We start from the raw sequence: 19,102 nt of genomic DNA, 5'->3' as shown, positions 1-19,102 counted from the left end.
AACAAGACTGCTTTTATTCCGTCATGTTTAGTTATGATGGAATAAAGGCTTACTTCACCTCTACAAACTCCCATTAAATCATTCACCTACCTCATATCTCCTATTATGCCAATTAAAAAAACTAAAGCAGCCATTTTAATTGTCAGTATTATTGTTGCAATATTCTTTGCTGGATGTGCAACATACTACGAAAAGAACCACCAATTACAATCCTTTATTACAGGTGGAGACTTTAATTCAGCTGATAAGCTTTTAAGCAACGATAAAAAAGGAGAAACAGGAAATAACCGAGTTCTTTATTATATGAATAAAGGCATGGTGAATTTTATGATGGGTGATTATGAGAACAGTAATTCATTTTTTAATAAAGCGGATTTATATTACGAAGACTATAAAAAATCAGTTGGCTCAGAAGCTCTTGCATTAATTTCGAATCCAATGGTAAAAGCCTATAAACCTGAAGATTTTGAAGCAGTAATGGTTCACTATTACAAATCGTTAAACTACCTAATGCTTAAAAGTTACGAAGAAGCATTGGTAGAATGCCGAAGAGTAAACATACTACTACAGCAGTTAAATGATAAATACAAAAAAAATAAAAACAAATATGCCAATGATGCATTCGCCCATAATTTAATGGGAATGATTTATGATGCATCTGGTGACAAGAACAATGCCTTTATTGCCTATCGAAATGCGTATGAAACGTATGAATCTCAATATAAAGATTTATTTAGTTTGGGAGCTCCTCCTCAATTAAAAAAAGATATTTTAAGAGTTTCACACGAAATTGGTTTTACAGAAGAATATAACTTTTATAAAGATAGTTTTAAGATTGACTACGATCCACAACTAGAAGAGTCTGGCTCGTTGGTGTTTTTATGGATGAATGGCTTTGGCCCAGTTAAAGATGAATGGAGTATAAACTTTACCAATACAGGTTACAATGATGGTTGGATTACCTTAGCCAATGAAGATTATGGTTTTAACTTTCCTATTTACATTGGCAGCAGAAGTCGCGATCAGCAATCTGCCTTTAAAAACATGTCCTTTTTAAGAGTGGCATTTCCAAAATATGTAGAACGAAAACCTGTTTTCACCACAGCTAGTTTACAAGCAGGTGATCAATTCTACCCGCTCGAATTATCTCAAAATATAAATGCCATTGCCTTTCAGTCATTAAAAGATAGGATGGCTCGTGAACTTGCACAAGGGATAGCTCGCTTAGCCACTAAAAAAGCTTTAGAAGAATTGGCCAATCAACAGGATGAAACCTTAGGAACAATATTAAGTATTGTGAATGCAGTAACCGAAAAAGCAGATACTAGGAATTGGCAGTCTCTTCCATATGCTATTCATTATACCCGCATTCCTTTAACTGAAGGAAATCATCAAGTCAACCTAAAAGTATCTGGAAATGCTCAAAATTCAGAATCGTTTTCATTTGACATAAAAGAGAATGAAACTACATTTTTCACCTACCACCAATTAGAAACTACCCGTTAATCTTATAATCCTGATTTTCTTTATTAAGTAAATCATCAGGTTTCTCAAAGAAAACAATGCATTGTTCAATAAAATAGGACAGTACATGATTATTAGTAGTATTTTGCTTTTCAATTATGTAATTATTTTATTATTAACAATTGCTTTCTGTGAAATTATCTAATCACAATTACAATCATTATCTAAAGCGCTGGAAAAGTCAGTTTAGAATATATGCCGATTTAATGAATTGTACGTTGACTCTGTTAACTGAAATTAAACCTGGCCTACTTACTGCCATTGCATTTAACAAACCTGTAGAAAACAGTATTTTCTTTAATAAGAACATTAGCAATAGCATCAGTAAAAAAGTAATATATAATTCAGAAAACCATTTCATCAATAATATACAAGAATCAGATCTTTCAGATACATTAGAAGGGAAAGCTGGTTTAAAATGTTTTTACGGAATTCCAGTTCGAGATGATGAAGGCAAAACATTTGCTGCCTTATGTATGTACTCAAAAGAGGCAAGCCTTATAGCTGATGAAAAAATTATTCAATTAGAAAAAATTAGAGTCCAATTAGAGGAAGATATTGTTATTGCCAAAAAAGAAAACAATAAAGAAGTAATTGCTACCCAACCCTCCTTCTCCAATGAAAATAAATTAAGAGAGTTTTTTAGCTTCTCCCCTATCGGAATGTTTTACTTCGATAACAATTTAATAATTACAGATTTAAACGAAAAATTTGCTGAAATATTAAAGTCAAACCGAGAAGTTCTTCTTGGTTTGAATATTAATAACATAAACGACAAACGAGTTTTACCTACTTTTCAGAATGCGCTTTTAGGTGTTGAGGATGAATACGAGGGTGAATACAATACCTCAACAAGTGGAACTTGCGTGTCCATTCTATTAAAAACAGCCCCCGTTTTTGCGAATAAAAAAATCATTGGTGGTATTGGTATCATTCAGGATATTTCTATTCGAACCAATATTGCTAAAGCACTACAATCAAGTGAAAACAAATATAGGGAGTTGGTAGAAAAAATAAACGATGTAATCTTTTCTATAGATGCCAATGGTATCTGCACCTATGTTAGTCCTGTAATTAAACTACTTATTGGATATACCGCCGAAGAAATTATTGGCTACCACTTTATAAACTTCATACATGAAGATAATAAAGTAAATTTTCATAATGCGATAAAAAAGGTGGCTCAAGGGAATACCGTTGCTTCTGAAGTACAAATTAAGGATAAAAATGGTACTTATAGATGGACTAGAAACTCCATGAGGCCAGTTTATAATGAAGATGGAAACTTTGTAGGTATTCATGGTATAGCACAAGATATTGAAGAAACCAAATTAGCCGAAATATCATTGCGCGAAAGTGAAGAACAATTCAGAATGGTAGCAACACAGCTATCTGATGTAATATATGAATGGAACCCTCAGAATGACGAACTTATTTGGTATGGTAATCCTGATATCATATCAACTCAATTAAGTTCAATAAATAAGTTTTCTCAGCTTAATAGCCTTATTATTTCTCATCATCAAGAAAAAGTAATTAAGCTATGGCAAGGTGCTAAACAAAACAATTCGGCATGGAAAGAGGAGTTTGATTTGATGCCTTCTAAAGCTTCTGAAACTATTTCTATTATGGGAAGTGGAATTATGCTTTTTAAGGATAATAGACCATTTAAAGGCTTTGGTACATTGACAAATATCTCGAAAGAGAAACAGCTGGTTCAGCATTTAAAATATTCTAACGAAAGACTTGAAGAGCACATTAATAAAACAAATGGTTTATTATCGGCAATTCCAGATATGATGTTTGTTTTTGACAAGAGTGGTTATATTACTGACTACCATAGTAATGAAGGAAATAAGCTCTATCGAGAGGCAAAAGACTTTTTAAAAAGAAATGTACTTGATGTTCTGCCAAAAGAAATAGCAGTACTTACGTTAGAAAAAGTTACCAAAGTTCTTGAATCAAAATCAATTGACACCTATAAGTACGAACTGAATTTAGATAATAAATTACATACATTTGAATCAAGGATGGTTTTTCTAAGTGAGAATCATACCTTGGCTATTGTTAGAGATATATCGGATCAGGAGCGCGCTAAAGAAGAGCTCATTCAGGCTAAAGAAAAAGCTGAAGAGAGTGATCGATTAAAATCTTCTTTTTTGGCAAATATGTCCCATGAAATCAGAACCCCTATGAATGGTATCATTGGGTTTTCTGAATTATTATCCTCTAAAACTATCAATCCTGAGGAGCGAAATTATTACACTTCAGTCATTGTTAAAAGCGGCCATCAACTGCTTGAAATCATAAATGATGTATTAGAAATTTCAAAAATAGAAACAGGACAGATTCAGGTGAACAAGGCGCCTGTTAATATAAACCACGTATTAGAATCAATTCAATCGTTCTTCTTAAAAAAAGCAGAGAGCAACCACATAGACCTTAGTATAGAATTAGGCTTAGCAAATGAAAATGCTGTAATCATAAGCGATGAAGGTAAAATTAGACAAGTACTTAATAATCTAATTAGCAATGCAATAAAATTTACAAACAACGGATATATCAAATTTGGATACCATATTGTAAAAGAGAAATTTATTGAATTCTACGTTGAAGACAATGGCATAGGTATAGCTAAGGAAGAACAAAAGAAAATATTTGAACGCTTTACACAAGCTAATCCTAAAATTATGCGTCAGCATGGAGGCACAGGACTAGGTTTATCAATATCTCAAAGTCTAGTGGAAATAATAGGTGGTAAAATTTGGGTAGACTCTACCTTAGATGAAGGTTCCAGATTTAGTTTTTCATTACCTTATGTGCTTAAGTAAAAACCATTAAGTATTATTTGGTGATTATATATTCGCACCTAACAGATTCTATTTTTGATAAACGATTTATTACCTTATCGACCTCTGTCTGTCGAAGCGAAAATTCAATATTACAAGCCAAGTCAAATTGCTGATTTGTAATATTTAAGTTCTCTTCTTTAACCACCTTCATTATGTCGTTCATTACTCCGTAATCAAACTTTACAGAATAAAAGTCGTTAACCGTTTTTTCAACGATACTTGCATTATTAATGGCGTCTACGGTAGCCTCTCTGTAGGCACGAATTAAACCAGGAACTCCAAGTTTTGTACCTCCAAAGTATCTAACAACAACTACTAAAATATTGGTTAATTCTAAAGACCGTAATTGGCCATATATAGGCTTTCCTGCCGAGCCAGAAGGCTCTCCATCATCATTGGCTCTATACTTTAATCCATCCGTTCCCAATTGCCAAGCAAAGCAATGGTGCCGAGCATCATAATACTCATCTTTTAATTTACGAACATGCTCCTTAATTTGATCTTCAGAATACACCGGATATGCATATGCAATAAACTTACTTCCCTTTTCTTTATAAATACCCTCAGAAGGATTCTCAATCGTATTATATATATCAATTATATTGGCCATACTATATTTTAATCAGGCTGCAAAATTACAAAAAAAAGAGATGCTTCAATTAGAAGCATCTCTTGTATCTCTGGTTATATAAAACTATTATTGAGGTATCGTATAAAAAAATGTATATTCTTTTTGTTGAGAATCACCACTATTAATCCTTAATTTAAATTCAAAATACCCTTCTTCACTAGGCTCTGTCAAACCAGGTATATTCGACACATTGAATGTTTGTAGTTTGTTTGATAGTAATACACCATCTTCCTCTTCCTCATAATAACTTCTTAGCTCTAAAATCAGAGGCTGATCATCTTCTTGAATAGTTTCATCGTAGCATACAGAAAAAACCTGTCCTATTTCCTTTTCATAATAGATATCCAAATTCAAGTAATTTCCAGATAAATGCGTAAACTCTCCTATTTGTACAATACCATCTCCTATTGTATCTCTACTTGCTTCATTTAATTCTACAATAGATTCTGTATAATCAATTACTAAAAAACTCTCTAAATCAATTTCATGATTGTATATAGGGTGATCTTGTGGTGAATTCTTAATGGTAAAAGCAATAATTATACGATCATCAACTTCTATCTTTTCCTCACCTTCTTCATCCAAGTTAGCTACTTTTAGCATTAAATCATTATCCAGATAAATATAGTATTCTGAACTAATTTCTTTAACAAAACCCCAACCACTATATTTTTGAGGTTGTGGCTCCTCTTCTTTAATACACCCAACTAATGTAGCAATTAGCAATACAAAAACACCAACTTGCTTAAACTTAAAAACCTTCATTCTCCTGTAATTTTATGTATGTTATTATTATTTTATTCCTTTAATTCTACAATGCTTACTATTGACTAGTAAATTTGTGAAAGGTTGCGTTGAAACCGTAAATATATTGCTTTAAATTTGACCTACTATTTTAAGAGATCATAAATTTTAAAAATCAAGAAGATAAATTATTATAATGAGAGTCATTATTGGAAAAGCTCCGAGTACTAAAACCATACATAGTAAAAAAGAAATATATGATATAATTCGTATTGAAAGTGGAATACCGTTATTTATCCACGCTCACTTTTCTCGTATTTTATCTGGACTTACGAGTTTTAATGAACAAGCCATATTCAAGCATGAGATATTACTTAAAGGCATTTATCAATTAATCTCAGATGAAAAAATATGCAATAAAAACATCAAGATATCTCACTTTATTAATGATGATGAATATAGGTTTTTCATATTTTCCATAAATAGTAATTACCCTTCAATAAAAATGTATCAGGAAGGAATAGAAACTGCTTTGCTCCATGCGGAAAGGAATTTACCCAATATAAAAGTTGCACATACAAAAGTTAGAGAATCAGCAAATGCGAAAATTAAATCTCAAAACATATTTGAAACGCTTCTAGTTAACCACCTTTCAGAAATTACAGAAGGAAGTAGATCGAACGTTTTTTTTATAAAAGGCAGGCAGATTATAACAGCTCCTGATCATGCCGTCTTGCAAGGTATCATTCGAGGAAAAACAATTGAAGTAATAAACAAGAAAGGCTTTAGCCTAGTTTATGCTTGTACTAAAGCATCCGAACTAGCCGCAATTGATGCTGCCTTTATTACTGGAACCTCACTTAGAATTTTACCCATCAAAAATATTGACTCATTTACCTTTGACGTAAAGCATCCTATACTTATAGAACTGACGGAAGGGTTAAACCGGCTAATTGAAGATTACAAAAAAAATGCCGATACTCATTGAGCATCGGCATTGTAATATCTTAATTAAAGTCTTTTAAACTCTATCTAATATACTATTAAATTTTTCACTTGGACGCATGGCTTTGGCAGCTAACTCATCATTTGGTTGATAATATCCACCAATATTTAATTCGCTTCCTTGTGCATCAATTAAGTCCTGAAGAATATTTGTTTCGTTATCCTTCAACATCAATACCATTTTAGCAAATTTACGCTGCAAATCTACATCTTCGGTTTGCTCGGCAATAGCTTTAGCCCAATATAAAGCTAAATAAAAATGACTACCACGATTATCAATCTCATTTACCTTACGTGATGGAGATTTATCATTAGCTAAGAACTGACTGTTAGCCTGATTTAAAGCTTTAGCCAACACAAGCGCTTTATCATTAGCAGTTTTATTACCGATATCTTCTAAAGAAACCGCCAATGCTAAAAACTCACCCAATGAATCCCAACGCAAATGCCCTTCTTGTAAAAACTGTTGCACGTGCTTAGGTGCAGAACCACCTGCTCCTGTTTCGTACAAACCACCACCTGCAAGTAAAGGAACGATAGAAAGCATCTTAGCACTTGTTCCTAACTCAAGAATTGGAAATAAATCGGTTAAGTAATCTCTTAATACATTACCTGTAACCGAGATAGTATCCTCACCTGCTTTAACGCGATCTAGTGTGTATTTCATGGCCTCAACTGGACTCATTATTTTCACCTCTAAACCAGCTAAGTCGTAATCTTTTAGGTATGCATTTACTTTGGCAATAATGTTGGCATCGTGCGCTCTCTCCTCATCTAACCAGAAAATAGCTGGATTACCTGTAGCCGTTGCTCTACTAACGGCAAGCTTTACCCAATCCTTAATGGCTACATCTTTTGTTTGGCACATTCTCCAAATATCACCTTCAGCCACTGCGTGCTCAAAAGCAATATTTCCTTCGGTATCAGTAACCACTATTTTACCATCTGCAGGAATTTGGAAAGTCTTATCGTGCGAACCATACTCCTCCGCTTTCTTCGCCATCAAACCAACATTAGAAACATTACCCATCGTAGTAACATCAAATGCTCCGTTTGCTTTACAGAAAGTAAATACCTCTTGGTAGATTCCTGCATAACAACGATCTGGAATTAATGCCTTTGTATCTTTTAGGTTCCCGTCTGGCCCCCACATTTGACCCGAAGTACGCAATGCAGCTGGCATAGAAGCATCAATAATAATATCACTTGGAACGTGTAGGTTAGTAATTCCTTTATCAGAATTTACCATCGCCATTTCCGGGCGTGTTTTATATACATCTTGTATAGCTGTTTCTACTTCCGCTTTTTTATCTGCTGGTAAAGTCGCTATTTTAGCATAAACATCACCCAAACCATTGGTAGCATCCACACCTAACTCATTAAATAAATCGGTGTATTGCTCAAATACATCTTTATAAAACACAGTAACTGCATGTCCAAACATAATTGGATCAGACACCTTCATCATAGTAGCTTTAAGGTGTAATGACAACAATACATCCTCTTCTTTAGCTGCTGAAATTTCTTTTTCGAAGAAAGCGCGTAAAGCTTTTTTGCTCATTAAAGAACCATCAATTACTTCACTTTCTAATAACTCCGTATTTGCTTTTAAAACAGTCACCTCACCAGACTTAGCGTGTAACTCAATTTTAACTGCAGTTGCTTTAGGCGCTACATACGACTTCTCCGAAGCATAAAAATCTCCTTCTGTCATATGTGCTACGTGCGACTTAGAATCTGCACTCCAAGCACCCATACTATGTGGATTATCTTTGGCATATTGCTTAACCGCATCCGCTACTCTACGATCCGAGTTACCTTCGCGTAAAACAGGGTTTACTGCACTACCCAATACTTTTGCATATCTCGCTTTAATTTCTTTTTCTTCTTCCGTTTTAGGTTCCATCGGGAAATCAGGAATATCATACCCATGGTCTTGTAATTCCTTAATGGCTACAGCTAACTGAGGTATAGATGCACTAATATTAGGAAGCTTGATAATGTTTGCATTGGGCTGCTTAGCCAATTCACCTAATTGAGACAAGGCATCTACCTGCTTCTGCTCTTCCTTTAAATTATCTGGGAAGTTAGCTATAATTCTACCTGCTAATGAAATATCGGTTAATTCAACCTCAACTCCTGCCGCATCGGTAAACGTTTTAATAATAGGTAACAATGAATAGGTTGCCAAAGCTGGCGCTTCATCGGTTTTGGTGTAAATAATTTTTGATGTATCTGTCATATCAAAAAATGTTTATGAGGGTTTCCCTCAAATTATATCGGTTACGTTATTTCTATTAATTATTTATAAGAGGCTTAGTCAGACCATTTTCAAAAACAAAAATAAGTCCAACAAGTTCATCTTACTCAACATCTAAATCAAATTTTTGAGTCAAGAGCAAAAGGGCAGGATTTTTCTTAGCCATTAACTTAGCTTTTTCCTGAGCCGTAAAGGCCTTTGTGGTATTTAGTTTATCAATCACTAATTCAGTTGATAACTCTAACGATGCATTCTGTAGCTCTCGCTTTAAATACGGAAAAATGATGTTCTTCTGTTCCAGCAATTCATTATCCTGCGTTTTGTTTTTCAACTTCACATGCAGAATAGTGCCTGACCTTAACTCTGGAATATGGTTATTCAGAATACTGGCCAACCTTGGATTTTTGGTTTGGATTTTACGTGCATAACTCATCCATGCTAACTTCACCCTATCCTGTTCCACTGGACTATTCCAACTTGGGTCAACAATAATTTCCTCTTCCTTATTAGCATTAGCCGAAGCCTCTTTTGTTTTATCCGTCAATAAATTACCACCTCCTTTTAAAGCTGCCTTTAAGGATATGGTTTTTACTGAACTTCTTTGCGCTCCTACTGCTTGTTTTGTAGGTCTTGCCTTTGCCACGGATTTAGCAGCTACTGTTTGTGCTGCTGACGAAGTACCGGTTGAACTTACTTTTTTATCACTCCCACCAGAACCGTTTTGTTTCTTCGCCTTTTTTGCTACTTTTTTCTTTGTTCGTCTAAAACGCGAGCTACCTTAAGTAAAGCAAACTCAACATGTAAACGTTTATTTTTGGCTACTCTATATTGTAAATCACAATCATTGGTTGCAGTTAAGGCATCCATTAAAAAGTCGATAGAGCTTTTTTGCGCCTGCTCCCCGTATTTCTCTTTTACTTTAGGACCTACATCCATTAACTGAATAGTAGCAGCATCTTTACAAACTAATAAATCGCGCAAGTGTGAACTTAAGCCTGATATAAAATGATGTGCATCGAAACCTCGTTTTAATATCTCATCAAAAATTAATAAGGTTTGTGCAGTATCCTCTGCTAAACATGCATCAATCAACCTAAAATAAAAATCGTAATCTAATACATTTAAATTATCGATAACTTGCTGATAGGTTATGCTTTTACCCGAGAAAGCTACAATTTGGTCGAAGATAGAAAGTGCATCACGCATGGCTCCGTCCGCTTTTTGAGCGATTACCGTTAATCCTTCTTCTTCAACTGTAATCTCTTCACTTTCCGAAACATATTTTAAATGTCCAACCGCATCTTCAATCGTAATTCTATTGAAATCATAAATCTGGCAACGTGATAAAATGGTTGGTAATATTTTATGTTTTTCGGTAGTGGCCAATATAAAAATGGCATGCTTTGGAGGTTCTTCTAAAGTTTTTAGAAAAGCATTAAAGGCTGCCTGCGATAACATATGAACCTCATCGATGATATACACACTGTAACTTCCAATTTGAGGCGGAACACGAACTTTATCAATCAAGCTTCTGATATCCTCTACTGAGTTATTGGAAGCTCCATCCAGCTCATGAATATTATAAGAACGATTTTCATTAAAAGATGCACAAGATTCACACTCGTTACAGGCTTCAAAATCGGCCGAAATATTTGAACAGTTTATGGTTTTAGCAAAAATACGTGCGCAGGTAGTTTTCCCTACTCCTCGCGGTCCACAGAAAAGATAGGCATGCGCCAACTGACTGCCTTTGATGGCATTTTTTAATGTGGTTGTGATATTCTGCTGCCCCACTACAGATACAAATGTAGATGGGCGGTATTTACGTGCTGAAACAATATAATCCATGAATATTTTTTTTGCTCACGCAAAGATAAAATTTAACATGGAATGATTGCGATAATTAGCTGAGCATTTTTCAACCGCTTACGATGCAGGGTCATTATATCGTTAAATATTAGATAAACGGAATGGTTTATCTCTATAAAGAAAGAGCTATACGCTATAACGTTTTACGCTCTCATCAATACATTTTTTTTTACAAAATATTATATTGACAAAGGCTTCTAGCGAACTTGCACGGCGTTTTCCAAAGTTTATAATTACGTCGCACAGACTTGCTTGGACATTTTTCGTCGATGGAAAAGACTCGCACAAAAGATTTTAATTATTTGTTTGCAGGGCATTTTTCTGCCTACAGAATAACATCAGAAATACTCACTTGAACCCATATTCTATTTTAAAATTACAGAATACTTATCCTTTTCTTAATATCCTTTCAATACGGTTAAATACTATTTGAGACAAGTTCCATTCATACCCTTCAAAATCAGTGGTATTTATGAATTGAATAACCACTGCATCTATATCTCTATAATATTTTGATAGGCTCTGATAACCTGGCACTAAACCGCCATGTTCATATACATAAATTGAAGAATATATTTCTTGTTCTCCTTCCTTAAAAACGGAGCCATCGTTTAATGCCCTTAAAAATATGCCTACATCTTCAGCTGTTGCTAACATTCCGTATTCTACTGTCGTTAAATCGTGGGGGTGCCCCACATAATAGCCACTCATCACGTCATTTATATCCACCTCGACTAAAGAACTGAATGTATTTTCTAGTTTAAGCGGAATCAGTATTTCTTCCTTTATAAATTGATGATGACTATACCCTACTGTTTTACTGATTAGCTCTTCAAGCAATAAATAATTGGTGTTAGAATATTCATAATCTTCATCTGGTTTAAAATGAGCTGGCAAATCGAATATTAGCTCCAGAGCCTCTTCACTTGTATTTGGAGGATTTTCCCAATAGCTCGGAATATAAGTATAGTCTGGAATTCCACTGCGATGTTGCACCAGCATCTTAATTGTTATTTCATCTGCATAAGCAATTTTACCCTCCAGCTCAGGAAAGTAATTCACCAATATTTTATCTAAAGCCAATCGTTTTTCATATACTAATTTGGTAATAGCCACAGCCACATATAACTTACTAATACTTGCAATTTTAAATAGAGCATGCGGGTCTGCAGGTATTCTCGCTTCCTTATCCTTCCAACCTCCAGCATAAAAGGCAGGTTCCTTACCTCCCTCATCCACATACACAATCATTCCATCAAACCCATGACCGATGGCCTCATCCAATTGTTCTTGAACGGTATTTGGTAATGGTAAAAACCAAGCCCAAACCAATATCCATGGCACAAAGAACAAAGAAATTGCGGTTCCTGTAAATAAGCATATTCGTACAATTAGTTTTGTTTTACCCTTCATTTATATAGCATTTTCGTTTTAAGGAAGATATGTATTTATTCAACATTTATAACAAAAAGGCTAAAGGAAATGTTTGATACGCATTTGCCAAACAAACAATACTATTCCTAAACAAGTTTCTCTCCTTATTATTTGGTACGCTTGAAATAAGGGAGAATAATGACTTGGTTATTGGTTTGCACTATTCTCTATCAAGTTCATTTTTCCAAGCTGAAGAGAGACCTCACGCATTTAGTTTTAATTAAAGAACTAAAACAGTGTTTAAAAATGATAAGATGCTTGACTCTAGAGGTGTATTTATCGATGAGAAAGATAACATATGGAGCCGTGGTTTTTATGGCTATAAAAGTTATATAATGATTCGGATTGGATAGTTGACGATGGAACATTGATTGAATATGCAACAATGGGAAATGACCAAAACTACGACGGTAATATTTGCTTAGGAACGAGTAATAGATTTTACAATAACAAATAAGTTTCAACAAAGCTAACCATAAAGACTTCTGCATATGTACGGAGCCTTTATGGTATTAATAGTTAATAAGTCAGCTCAATAAAGCGTAAAGCCCCTGCAGGAACAGTAAGCTCGCTCTTATTATCGGATATCTTTAATTTTTCTTGAGAGAACAAATCAATTGCCGAGCTTGGCACTTTTCCTTGAAAGACAATACTAGCTTCTCTTTCTTGCGGATCAATATACCCTTGGTCTATTAAGATAACACGAATATGATTCTCATCTATTCGGATGGCACTCCAAGCTGCGTCCTTTACAAGTACAGGCATTTTTTCAGCACCTTGTTCTGCTTTAAGCTGAAGCTCATTTTCGAAATCCTTTGCCTTAACTCCCTTACCATTGACAAACCCCTGTTTCCCATCACTTATTGCATAGGGTATGCCTTTTTCTTCTAAATCATTTTCAGACTCAATAGCCGCTATAGGAATCATCCCATAAGGTAATTGAGGTATGTAATTTAACCATCGATAATCAACTCCTAATAATTTTGAATAATCATGATTTGGCACGTTTGCTCCAGCCCAATGCATCTGGGCCACAGAGAACACTGCATCCTCATCTTTAGGCGTATATTGTTTCATATTATGATGATTATCGACTGTATGTACCAGTTGTTTATCCACATCTTTAATCAGATGCCAACTTCCGTTAGATACAATATTTTCTTTTTCAACGATAGGAAGTGCACCCGATTTCATGAGGGCATACAAAATATTTAAGCCATGCCCTTCAATATAGTTATTACTAAAAAGTATCCCATATCGAGCTCCATAGGCAGCCATCATAACACCTTGTCGTAAATACGGAGAAACAGTCCGTTGCCCTCCAGGCGTTAAAGGTCGCCAGCTGGTTGGATTATCATCCACTAAGCGCATACCAAAGTCATTTACATATCCACCACAAAACATGCCTACTCTTCCTGCTAGGTTCACATCTTGCGTTCGTGAACTAGTATCTTCAGATGCTGGCACTAGAATATCACTATACTCATTCGAGAAAAACAATTCCTTCCATAAGGATTGATGTGAGCTTAAAGCCCAAAACATGTTTTTATATCTGAAATACAATTTTGCTTTTCCATTAACACGAATAGCTTTAGCCAATCGCGGAATATATTCGTGAATATAGTGTTGCACACGAGGGTCTGATGTATCGTCCATTTCGGCATAAATAAAACCGTAACAGGTATTAGGAGCCACTTTTAATATTTCCTCCAATGTTTCAATCTGAATATAAAAAGGGTCGTTACCATGACCAGCCCATAAAGCAAATGGTGTATCTGTAGCTTCAAACTCCTTGGCAGTATTGATAATATCTTCGCGAGTTTCTTTATAATTTCCTCTTTTGTCCTTATTAAGGGCAATCTTGCCCATCTTTTCAACCATTTTTGAACGGTCACTATTTTCCTTTGGCGATTTTTGAAGTACAAACTTAATGTTAGCTCCCTTTAATTTGGCTACTTTGGCATCTTCCTTAGTCCCTGTAATCATCACCCATTCCTTCTCGCTCTTTTTTTGGTAAGCAGGCATTTTAAAATCCAAGGCCTGTTCATATAAGGTATTGAGGTTTTTCTCTACTTCTACCATTCTACCTTGTAGCTTTTGTTTAGTTTGATACCAATTGGATTTTTTAACATCGTAAAAGTAAATTCCATTTCCGCCACCTACTTGACCACCAGCAATCAGCTGTTTTGAATCAGCATCAAAAACTAAATCGTTATAGATTATCTCTCTGTATTTTTCACCACTCTTGTAAAGAGGCTTGCCTGTCAATGAACATCCATAAATTATACCACCAAACTGAAGAACTAATTCATCTTTATAGGGCAACAAAGTAGTACCTTGCGTATGAGCATAGCGCTGTTTTTCTTTTTTATTGCCTACAAAACTAGCCACCTCTTTAAAGTCACCATTCAAGGCTTTATAAACTGCCACATCCGTAATCCCGAAAAAAAGAATGTCATCCTTAGCATCTTTATCCACATCAGCTACGGCTACATCATTTACCATAAACTTGCTCCAAGACTTATGTAGGTTACTTTTATATTTCTGCGATTTTTCAATCTCCTTGGTATCTGGATTAATAAATGCCATCATCTCCCAACGAAACTTATCGTGAGAATAGGTCATTAAAAAAATAGAAGCATCGTCTTTTGACAAAAAGTTACCTGCCGCAATGGTACGAACTACACCTTTAATTTCTGTATTAGAAACAAGCTTACCCTTAGCGTCTATTTCATACAATTGATAATCGTTACCTCCTGCAAAAATTTGCACAACATCTTTCTTTTTAATAATAGCTACCTCAGAAAAACGTACTTTATGACCTGGATTAAATTTCCAAAGTAACTTTCCATTGCTTTTATAACAATATATATGTCCATCTCCACTTGCAGCCACTACATCATCATTACCATCACCATCAATATCCGCTGTATTCAACTCAAACATTACAGCCTTTTGAGCCGAAGAATTACCCCAAAGCTTTTTACCTGATATACTATAACAAGAAATGGCTCCATCTATTTCGGAAATATACAATACTTGCTTTCCGTTAACCTGACCAACAATTGTACTTCGTATGCCATTTCCTTTCGTAATAAAATTATTTGCAGAAATGCTAATTGTAAATAGCAACAGAGCAACTAGTTTAAAATATCTTAACATGTTTTTGTGTTTTGATTATTCATTAATAACAGCACTAAGTTGTTATTATGGCTTCAGTTTTATGTTCGCACCAGTTCAACGCTTGTACTAAAGATAGACTAAACAGGTTAAAAACGGCGTTACACCCATTAACCTACCTGCAAATATTTTTATTTTAACTGCTTTAAATCACGCTGTTTTTTAATACTTGGATCTGCATCAGCATCTACATAATTTGGCGGCTTTTTAAAGTGAATTCTCGGAGCAACAGCACGTTCTTTAGGCACCCATTTTTTCATTTCCTTAATCTCCTTTTTATATTCGGGCTTATTGGCAAGGTTAGTAAACTCCATCGTATCATTTTGTAAATCGTACAATTCCTCTGCTCCCGATAAATTGCTAATATAGTGGTAACGCTCCCCCATAACAGAAGTACCCGTAGCAGAAACCGTAACGCCTGGATATGACCATTTGGACTTTGGTTTTGTTAACAAACCTGAAAAATCATGACCATCTAATTCCTTAGCGGGCAAATTGCAAAGGCTTACTAAAGTTGGATAAATATCAATTAAACTAATCGTTCTTGAGCAATATTGAAATTTATCCATACCAGGCATACGCACCAATAAAGGTGTTTTAGCCGCTTCCGACCATAAGGTATTTTTTAAATAACGTTGTTTTTCGCCTAAATGCCATCCATGATCTCCCCAAACAATGACCATTGTATTATCGGCATATGGACTATTTTCCAAGGCCTCTATAACCATACCGAAACAGCGATCTACAAAACTTATATTAGCCAAATAAGCTCGTGTTGCTTCCTTTTCTAAACCATGTTCTTTAATCCATTTATATTCGCTTGTTGCATGATGTAGTTGAGAACCATCTGGATTTAATATATCCTTTAAATCATCCTCAAGCACTAACGGTACTTGCAACGAATCTAAACCGTACATATCAAAAAATGGCTGAGGTACAAACCACGGTAAATGGGGTTTTATAAACCCAACACTCATAAAAAAAGGTTTATCATACTCTCTACCCATTTGATCTATGGCCCAATTTGCAACTCTTCCATCAACTGTTTTCTCAAAATTAGCTTTGGTAGGCCCCCAACTTAACTTACAATTCTTATTTTTGAACTCATCTCTCTTTTCACCTTTTATACTCCCTTGTTTAGCAGATGTAACCTTCGAAGTCTGCGGACCATCTTTTACATATCTGCGCGATCGCTCAAACTCATCAAACGCCCAATGACCAAAGTCTACACCATGCTCAGAAGCGTGCTTGTGAAAAATTTTTCCGTTAGCCAAAGTATGATATCCATGCTGGGAAAAATACTCAGGAAGCGTAGCATTTTCTTTTACCAAATCGGTATAAATCATATTGGTAGCATTACCATAAACACCCGTTCGGTTAGGCATATAGCCAGAAAGTAAAGCAGAACGTGATGGCCCACATATGGGTGCTGCACAAACTGCATTTTTAAACACCATTGCACCTTCATCACAAAACTTATCCATATGTGGAGTTAAAGCCTGCGGATGTCCACCCAATGGCGCTATCCAATCATTGATATCATCAATTGCAATCATTATAATATTTAATGGTTTATCTTGCTTAGCTTGCCCATGAATATTTATCTGCCATAACAGTATTAAACTGAATAAAATATACCTTTTCATTTTTCTTTTATTATTAAATTAATTTACTGAAATAAAGTTTTACCATAGCAATATTATAGACCTTACACTCTATTAGATAAATTGTAAATAAGACATCAGCACTTTACAGTAAAAATACCAATAAATACATGGATGAGATGATGAAACACATTGTTAAGTATAAGAACCCTAAAAACTGTTGATACTTAAAAACAAAATGCCCGCAACTGTGCGACTCAGAGGCAGGCATTTATTTTCACTCTACAAACTATTTTTTATTGGCTAACATATGGTGTTTTGTTACCTACTAAACCAGGCTCTTTAAATTTTTTCATTTGAATAAATAGTTCCTTTTGCAGCTTCTCTCCAATTTCTTTATACCCTTCTTTTCCGTAAAAATTTATCAATTCATTCGGATCTTCTTTAATATCTAGCAACCATGGTTTTTCTTTTTTATCTAATACTAATTTGTACTGATTATCCACAGCAGCTACCCACCATCCACCAGTTTTAGCGAAATAGGTAATTCTATCACCTTCTACTACGTCCTTATTATTCATGAAATCCTCCGAAGTATCTATTCCATGAAACGGCACTTTAGTATCTACCCCCATCAGGCCTAGTACCGTTGGAGCAAAATCTATATTATTATACGCTGTTTTAATTACTTTTCCAGCTTTTACCTTTTTAGGATAACGAATTACAAAAGGTATTTTAGCTGATGCTTCGTACGGTACACCTTTGTTTCTACGATTGTGCTCGTAAAACATGTCTCCATGATCGGCTGTAAAAACAATAATGGTATTTTCCGTCAGTTTATTTTCATCCAAAAAAGCCAGTATCTCACCCACCTTATCATCGATATGCTTGACCATACCAAAATATTGCTTCAAAGCTGTTGCATTAAATTTAAAGGCTTCGTTTTTATCTTCGGATGCTGACTTTCCCCACATTGGTTTCTTGGCCTGTAGCTCAGGCGACATGGTTACAGGCGCTTTCAGCTTCATGTGATTATACATGGTATTATAAGGAGGACGTGCATAATCAGGCGTGTGCGGATCCGGAATAGATAGCATTAAGCAGAATGGCTGGTCTTTATCTCGCTCCAGAATTTCTAAGGTTTTATTTGTGAAGAAATCCGTCATGTGAATAATTTCTTCTTTAGGATGTTTAGCCGCAGCTTTATCCCCTAAACCTTCGTAAGTACCATCTTTTTTTAAACGCAAATAGGGTGCATGTCCTCCTCGCATCATATAGGTATTATCACTAAACCCTGCTTTGTATTTAATTCCAAAGGTATATTTACTATGACCATCTAAATGCCATTTTCCAACATACGATGTAGCATATCCATTCTCCTTTAAGATATGGCCAAAGGTTTTAATGTCTTGTCGGATATGATCTCCATTTTTAGGGGCACCTGTTGCTTGCGGATACAAACCTGTGATTAAGGAAGCCCGTGATGGTGTACAAACCGGGGAGGATGCATAATAACGTGTACAAATAGCTCCCTCATCAGCAATTCTATCAATATTGGGTGTATGAACGTTATTTCCTTTTCCCCAAATAAAAGCCTGATCTTCCGACATTAATTTTTGATAACAACTTAATGTGCGAAAACTGTGTTCGTCGGTATGAATAATAACTAGGTTGGGTTTATTAGGCTCTTTGGCATTTAATGAATTTACAACAGTGCCAAAAAGCAAAGCGCAAAGAACAAAGTATTTATTGATATACATGATTAATATTTTAAAGTTCAAAAGCAAGTTTAGCACTTTGAACTTCAGATCTTGTTCTCTGGAATACAAAAACTATTCTTGTGAATACTTTAGGTAAAAAAAACAGTCAAGAAGTTTGAAAATATGCCAATCAACATTACTATTGCTAAAACATACCTAATTAGCATGTAATAATACTTTTATTAAAACCTTTTTTATATTATACCGTACTACAAACTTTAACATATCAAAATGAAATA

General features: G+C 34.9%; 12 protein-coding genes. 3 read left to right on the top strand and 9 right to left on the bottom strand.

All coding sequences use genetic code 11. The annotated features are described in order from the left end of the window. The first annotated feature begins 105 nt into the window (after window positions 1-105). On the top strand, window positions 106-1,506 hold the full coding sequence (locus A8L32_RS02610) for a COG3014 family protein (RefSeq protein ID WP_066627423.1): 1,401 nt from the start codon (window positions 106-108) through the stop codon (window positions 1,504-1,506). Between the two features lie 149 nt (window positions 1,507-1,655). After that, window positions 1,656-4,355 carry a sensor histidine kinase gene (locus A8L32_RS02605; protein ID WP_143525000.1) on the top strand — a complete coding sequence of 900 codons (2,700 nt, stop codon included), beginning with the start codon at window positions 1,656-1,658 and terminating at the stop codon, window positions 4,353-4,355. A gap of 13 nt (window positions 4,356-4,368) precedes the next feature. Here A8L32_RS02605 and A8L32_RS02600 read toward each other — a convergent pair whose 3' ends face one another. After that, the gene (locus tag A8L32_RS02600; RefSeq protein WP_066627419.1) at window positions 4,369-4,986 is read right to left on the bottom strand and encodes an IMPACT family protein; all 618 of its coding nucleotides are present in this window, start codon (window positions 4,984-4,986) and stop codon (window positions 4,369-4,371) included. A gap of 87 nt (window positions 4,987-5,073) precedes the next feature. After that, on the bottom strand, window positions 5,074-5,772 hold the full coding sequence (locus A8L32_RS02595) for a hypothetical protein (RefSeq protein ID WP_066627416.1): 699 nt from the start codon (window positions 5,770-5,772) through the stop codon (window positions 5,074-5,076). Between the two features lie 175 nt (window positions 5,773-5,947). On the opposite strand from A8L32_RS02595, the gene A8L32_RS02590 reads away from it, so the two are divergent. Continuing rightward, window positions 5,948-6,739, top strand: coding sequence for an aminotransferase class IV (locus A8L32_RS02590; protein ID WP_066627414.1), 792 nt, complete (start codon window positions 5,948-5,950; stop codon window positions 6,737-6,739). A gap of 33 nt (window positions 6,740-6,772) precedes the next feature. Here A8L32_RS02590 and A8L32_RS02585 read toward each other — a convergent pair whose 3' ends face one another. The 7 genes from A8L32_RS02585 to A8L32_RS02555 form a co-directional block, all read right to left on the bottom strand. After that, window positions 6,773-8,998: an NADP-dependent isocitrate dehydrogenase gene (locus A8L32_RS02585; protein WP_066627412.1), complete on the bottom strand. Its 2,226-nt coding sequence runs from the start codon at window positions 8,996-8,998 to the stop codon at window positions 6,773-6,775. A gap of 121 nt (window positions 8,999-9,119) precedes the next feature. After that, window positions 9,120-9,659: a hypothetical protein gene (locus A8L32_RS23275; RefSeq protein ID WP_083631148.1), complete on the bottom strand. Its 540-nt coding sequence runs from the start codon at window positions 9,657-9,659 to the stop codon at window positions 9,120-9,122. A gap of 98 nt (window positions 9,660-9,757) precedes the next feature. Beyond that, the gene (locus A8L32_RS02575) at window positions 9,758-10,864 is read right to left on the bottom strand and encodes a DNA polymerase III subunit gamma/tau (protein WP_066627409.1); all 1,107 of its coding nucleotides are present in this window, start codon (window positions 10,862-10,864) and stop codon (window positions 9,758-9,760) included. Between the two features lie 408 nt (window positions 10,865-11,272). Then, window positions 11,273-12,298 (bottom strand): serine hydrolase domain-containing protein, encoded by a 1,026-nt coding sequence (locus A8L32_RS02570; RefSeq protein ID WP_066627406.1) that lies wholly within the window; start codon window positions 12,296-12,298, stop codon window positions 11,273-11,275. Between the two features lie 540 nt (window positions 12,299-12,838). Continuing rightward, window positions 12,839-15,481, bottom strand: coding sequence for a PQQ-binding-like beta-propeller repeat protein (locus tag A8L32_RS02565; RefSeq protein WP_066627404.1), 2,643 nt, complete (start codon window positions 15,479-15,481; stop codon window positions 12,839-12,841). 149 nt (window positions 15,482-15,630) lie between these two features. Next, entirely contained in the window at window positions 15,631-17,145 is a 1,515-nt protein-coding gene (locus A8L32_RS02560) for a sulfatase (protein ID WP_066627401.1), read from the bottom strand. A 254-nt stretch (window positions 17,146-17,399) separates the two neighbouring features. Then, complete coding sequence (locus tag A8L32_RS02555) at window positions 17,400-18,863, bottom strand: sulfatase family protein (RefSeq protein ID WP_066627398.1); 1,464 nt, start codon at window positions 18,861-18,863, stop codon at window positions 17,400-17,402. Between the last annotated feature and the right edge of the window lie 239 nt (window positions 18,864-19,102).

The sequence above is a fragment of the Labilibacter marinus genome (assembly GCF_001659685.2).
Classification (GTDB): Bacteria; Bacteroidota; Bacteroidia; order Bacteroidales; family Marinilabiliaceae; genus Saccharicrinis; species Saccharicrinis marinus.
The sequence above is the reverse complement of the archived record's forward strand: the minus strand, read 5'-3'. Positions and strand labels throughout refer to the sequence as shown.

Coding starts and splice junctions, on each gene's coding strand:
- A8L32_RS02610 (WP_066627423.1), top strand. CDS start 106: ATGCCAATTAAAAAAACTAAAGCAGCCATTTTAATTGTCAGTATTATT.
- A8L32_RS02600 (WP_066627419.1), bottom strand. CDS start 4,986: ATGGCCAATATAATTGATATATATAATACGATTGAGAATCCTTCTGAG.
- A8L32_RS02595 (WP_066627416.1), bottom strand. CDS start 5,772: ATGAAGGTTTTTAAGTTTAAGCAAGTTGGTGTTTTTGTATTGCTAATT.
- A8L32_RS02590 (WP_066627414.1), top strand. CDS start 5,948: ATGAGAGTCATTATTGGAAAAGCTCCGAGTACTAAAACCATACATAGT.
- A8L32_RS02585 (WP_066627412.1), bottom strand. CDS start 8,998: ATGACAGATACATCAAAAATTATTTACACCAAAACCGATGAAGCGCCA.
- A8L32_RS02575 (WP_066627409.1), bottom strand. CDS start 10,864: ATGGATTATATTGTTTCAGCACGTAAATACCGCCCATCTACATTTGTA.
- A8L32_RS02570 (WP_066627406.1), bottom strand. CDS start 12,298: ATGAAGGGTAAAACAAAACTAATTGTACGAATATGCTTATTTACAGGA.
- A8L32_RS02565 (WP_066627404.1), bottom strand. CDS start 15,481: ATGTTAAGATATTTTAAACTAGTTGCTCTGTTGCTATTTACAATTAGC.
- A8L32_RS02560 (WP_066627401.1), bottom strand. CDS start 17,145: ATGAAAAGGTATATTTTATTCAGTTTAATACTGTTATGGCAGATAAAT.
- A8L32_RS02555 (WP_066627398.1), bottom strand. CDS start 18,863: ATGTATATCAATAAATACTTTGTTCTTTGCGCTTTGCTTTTTGGCACT.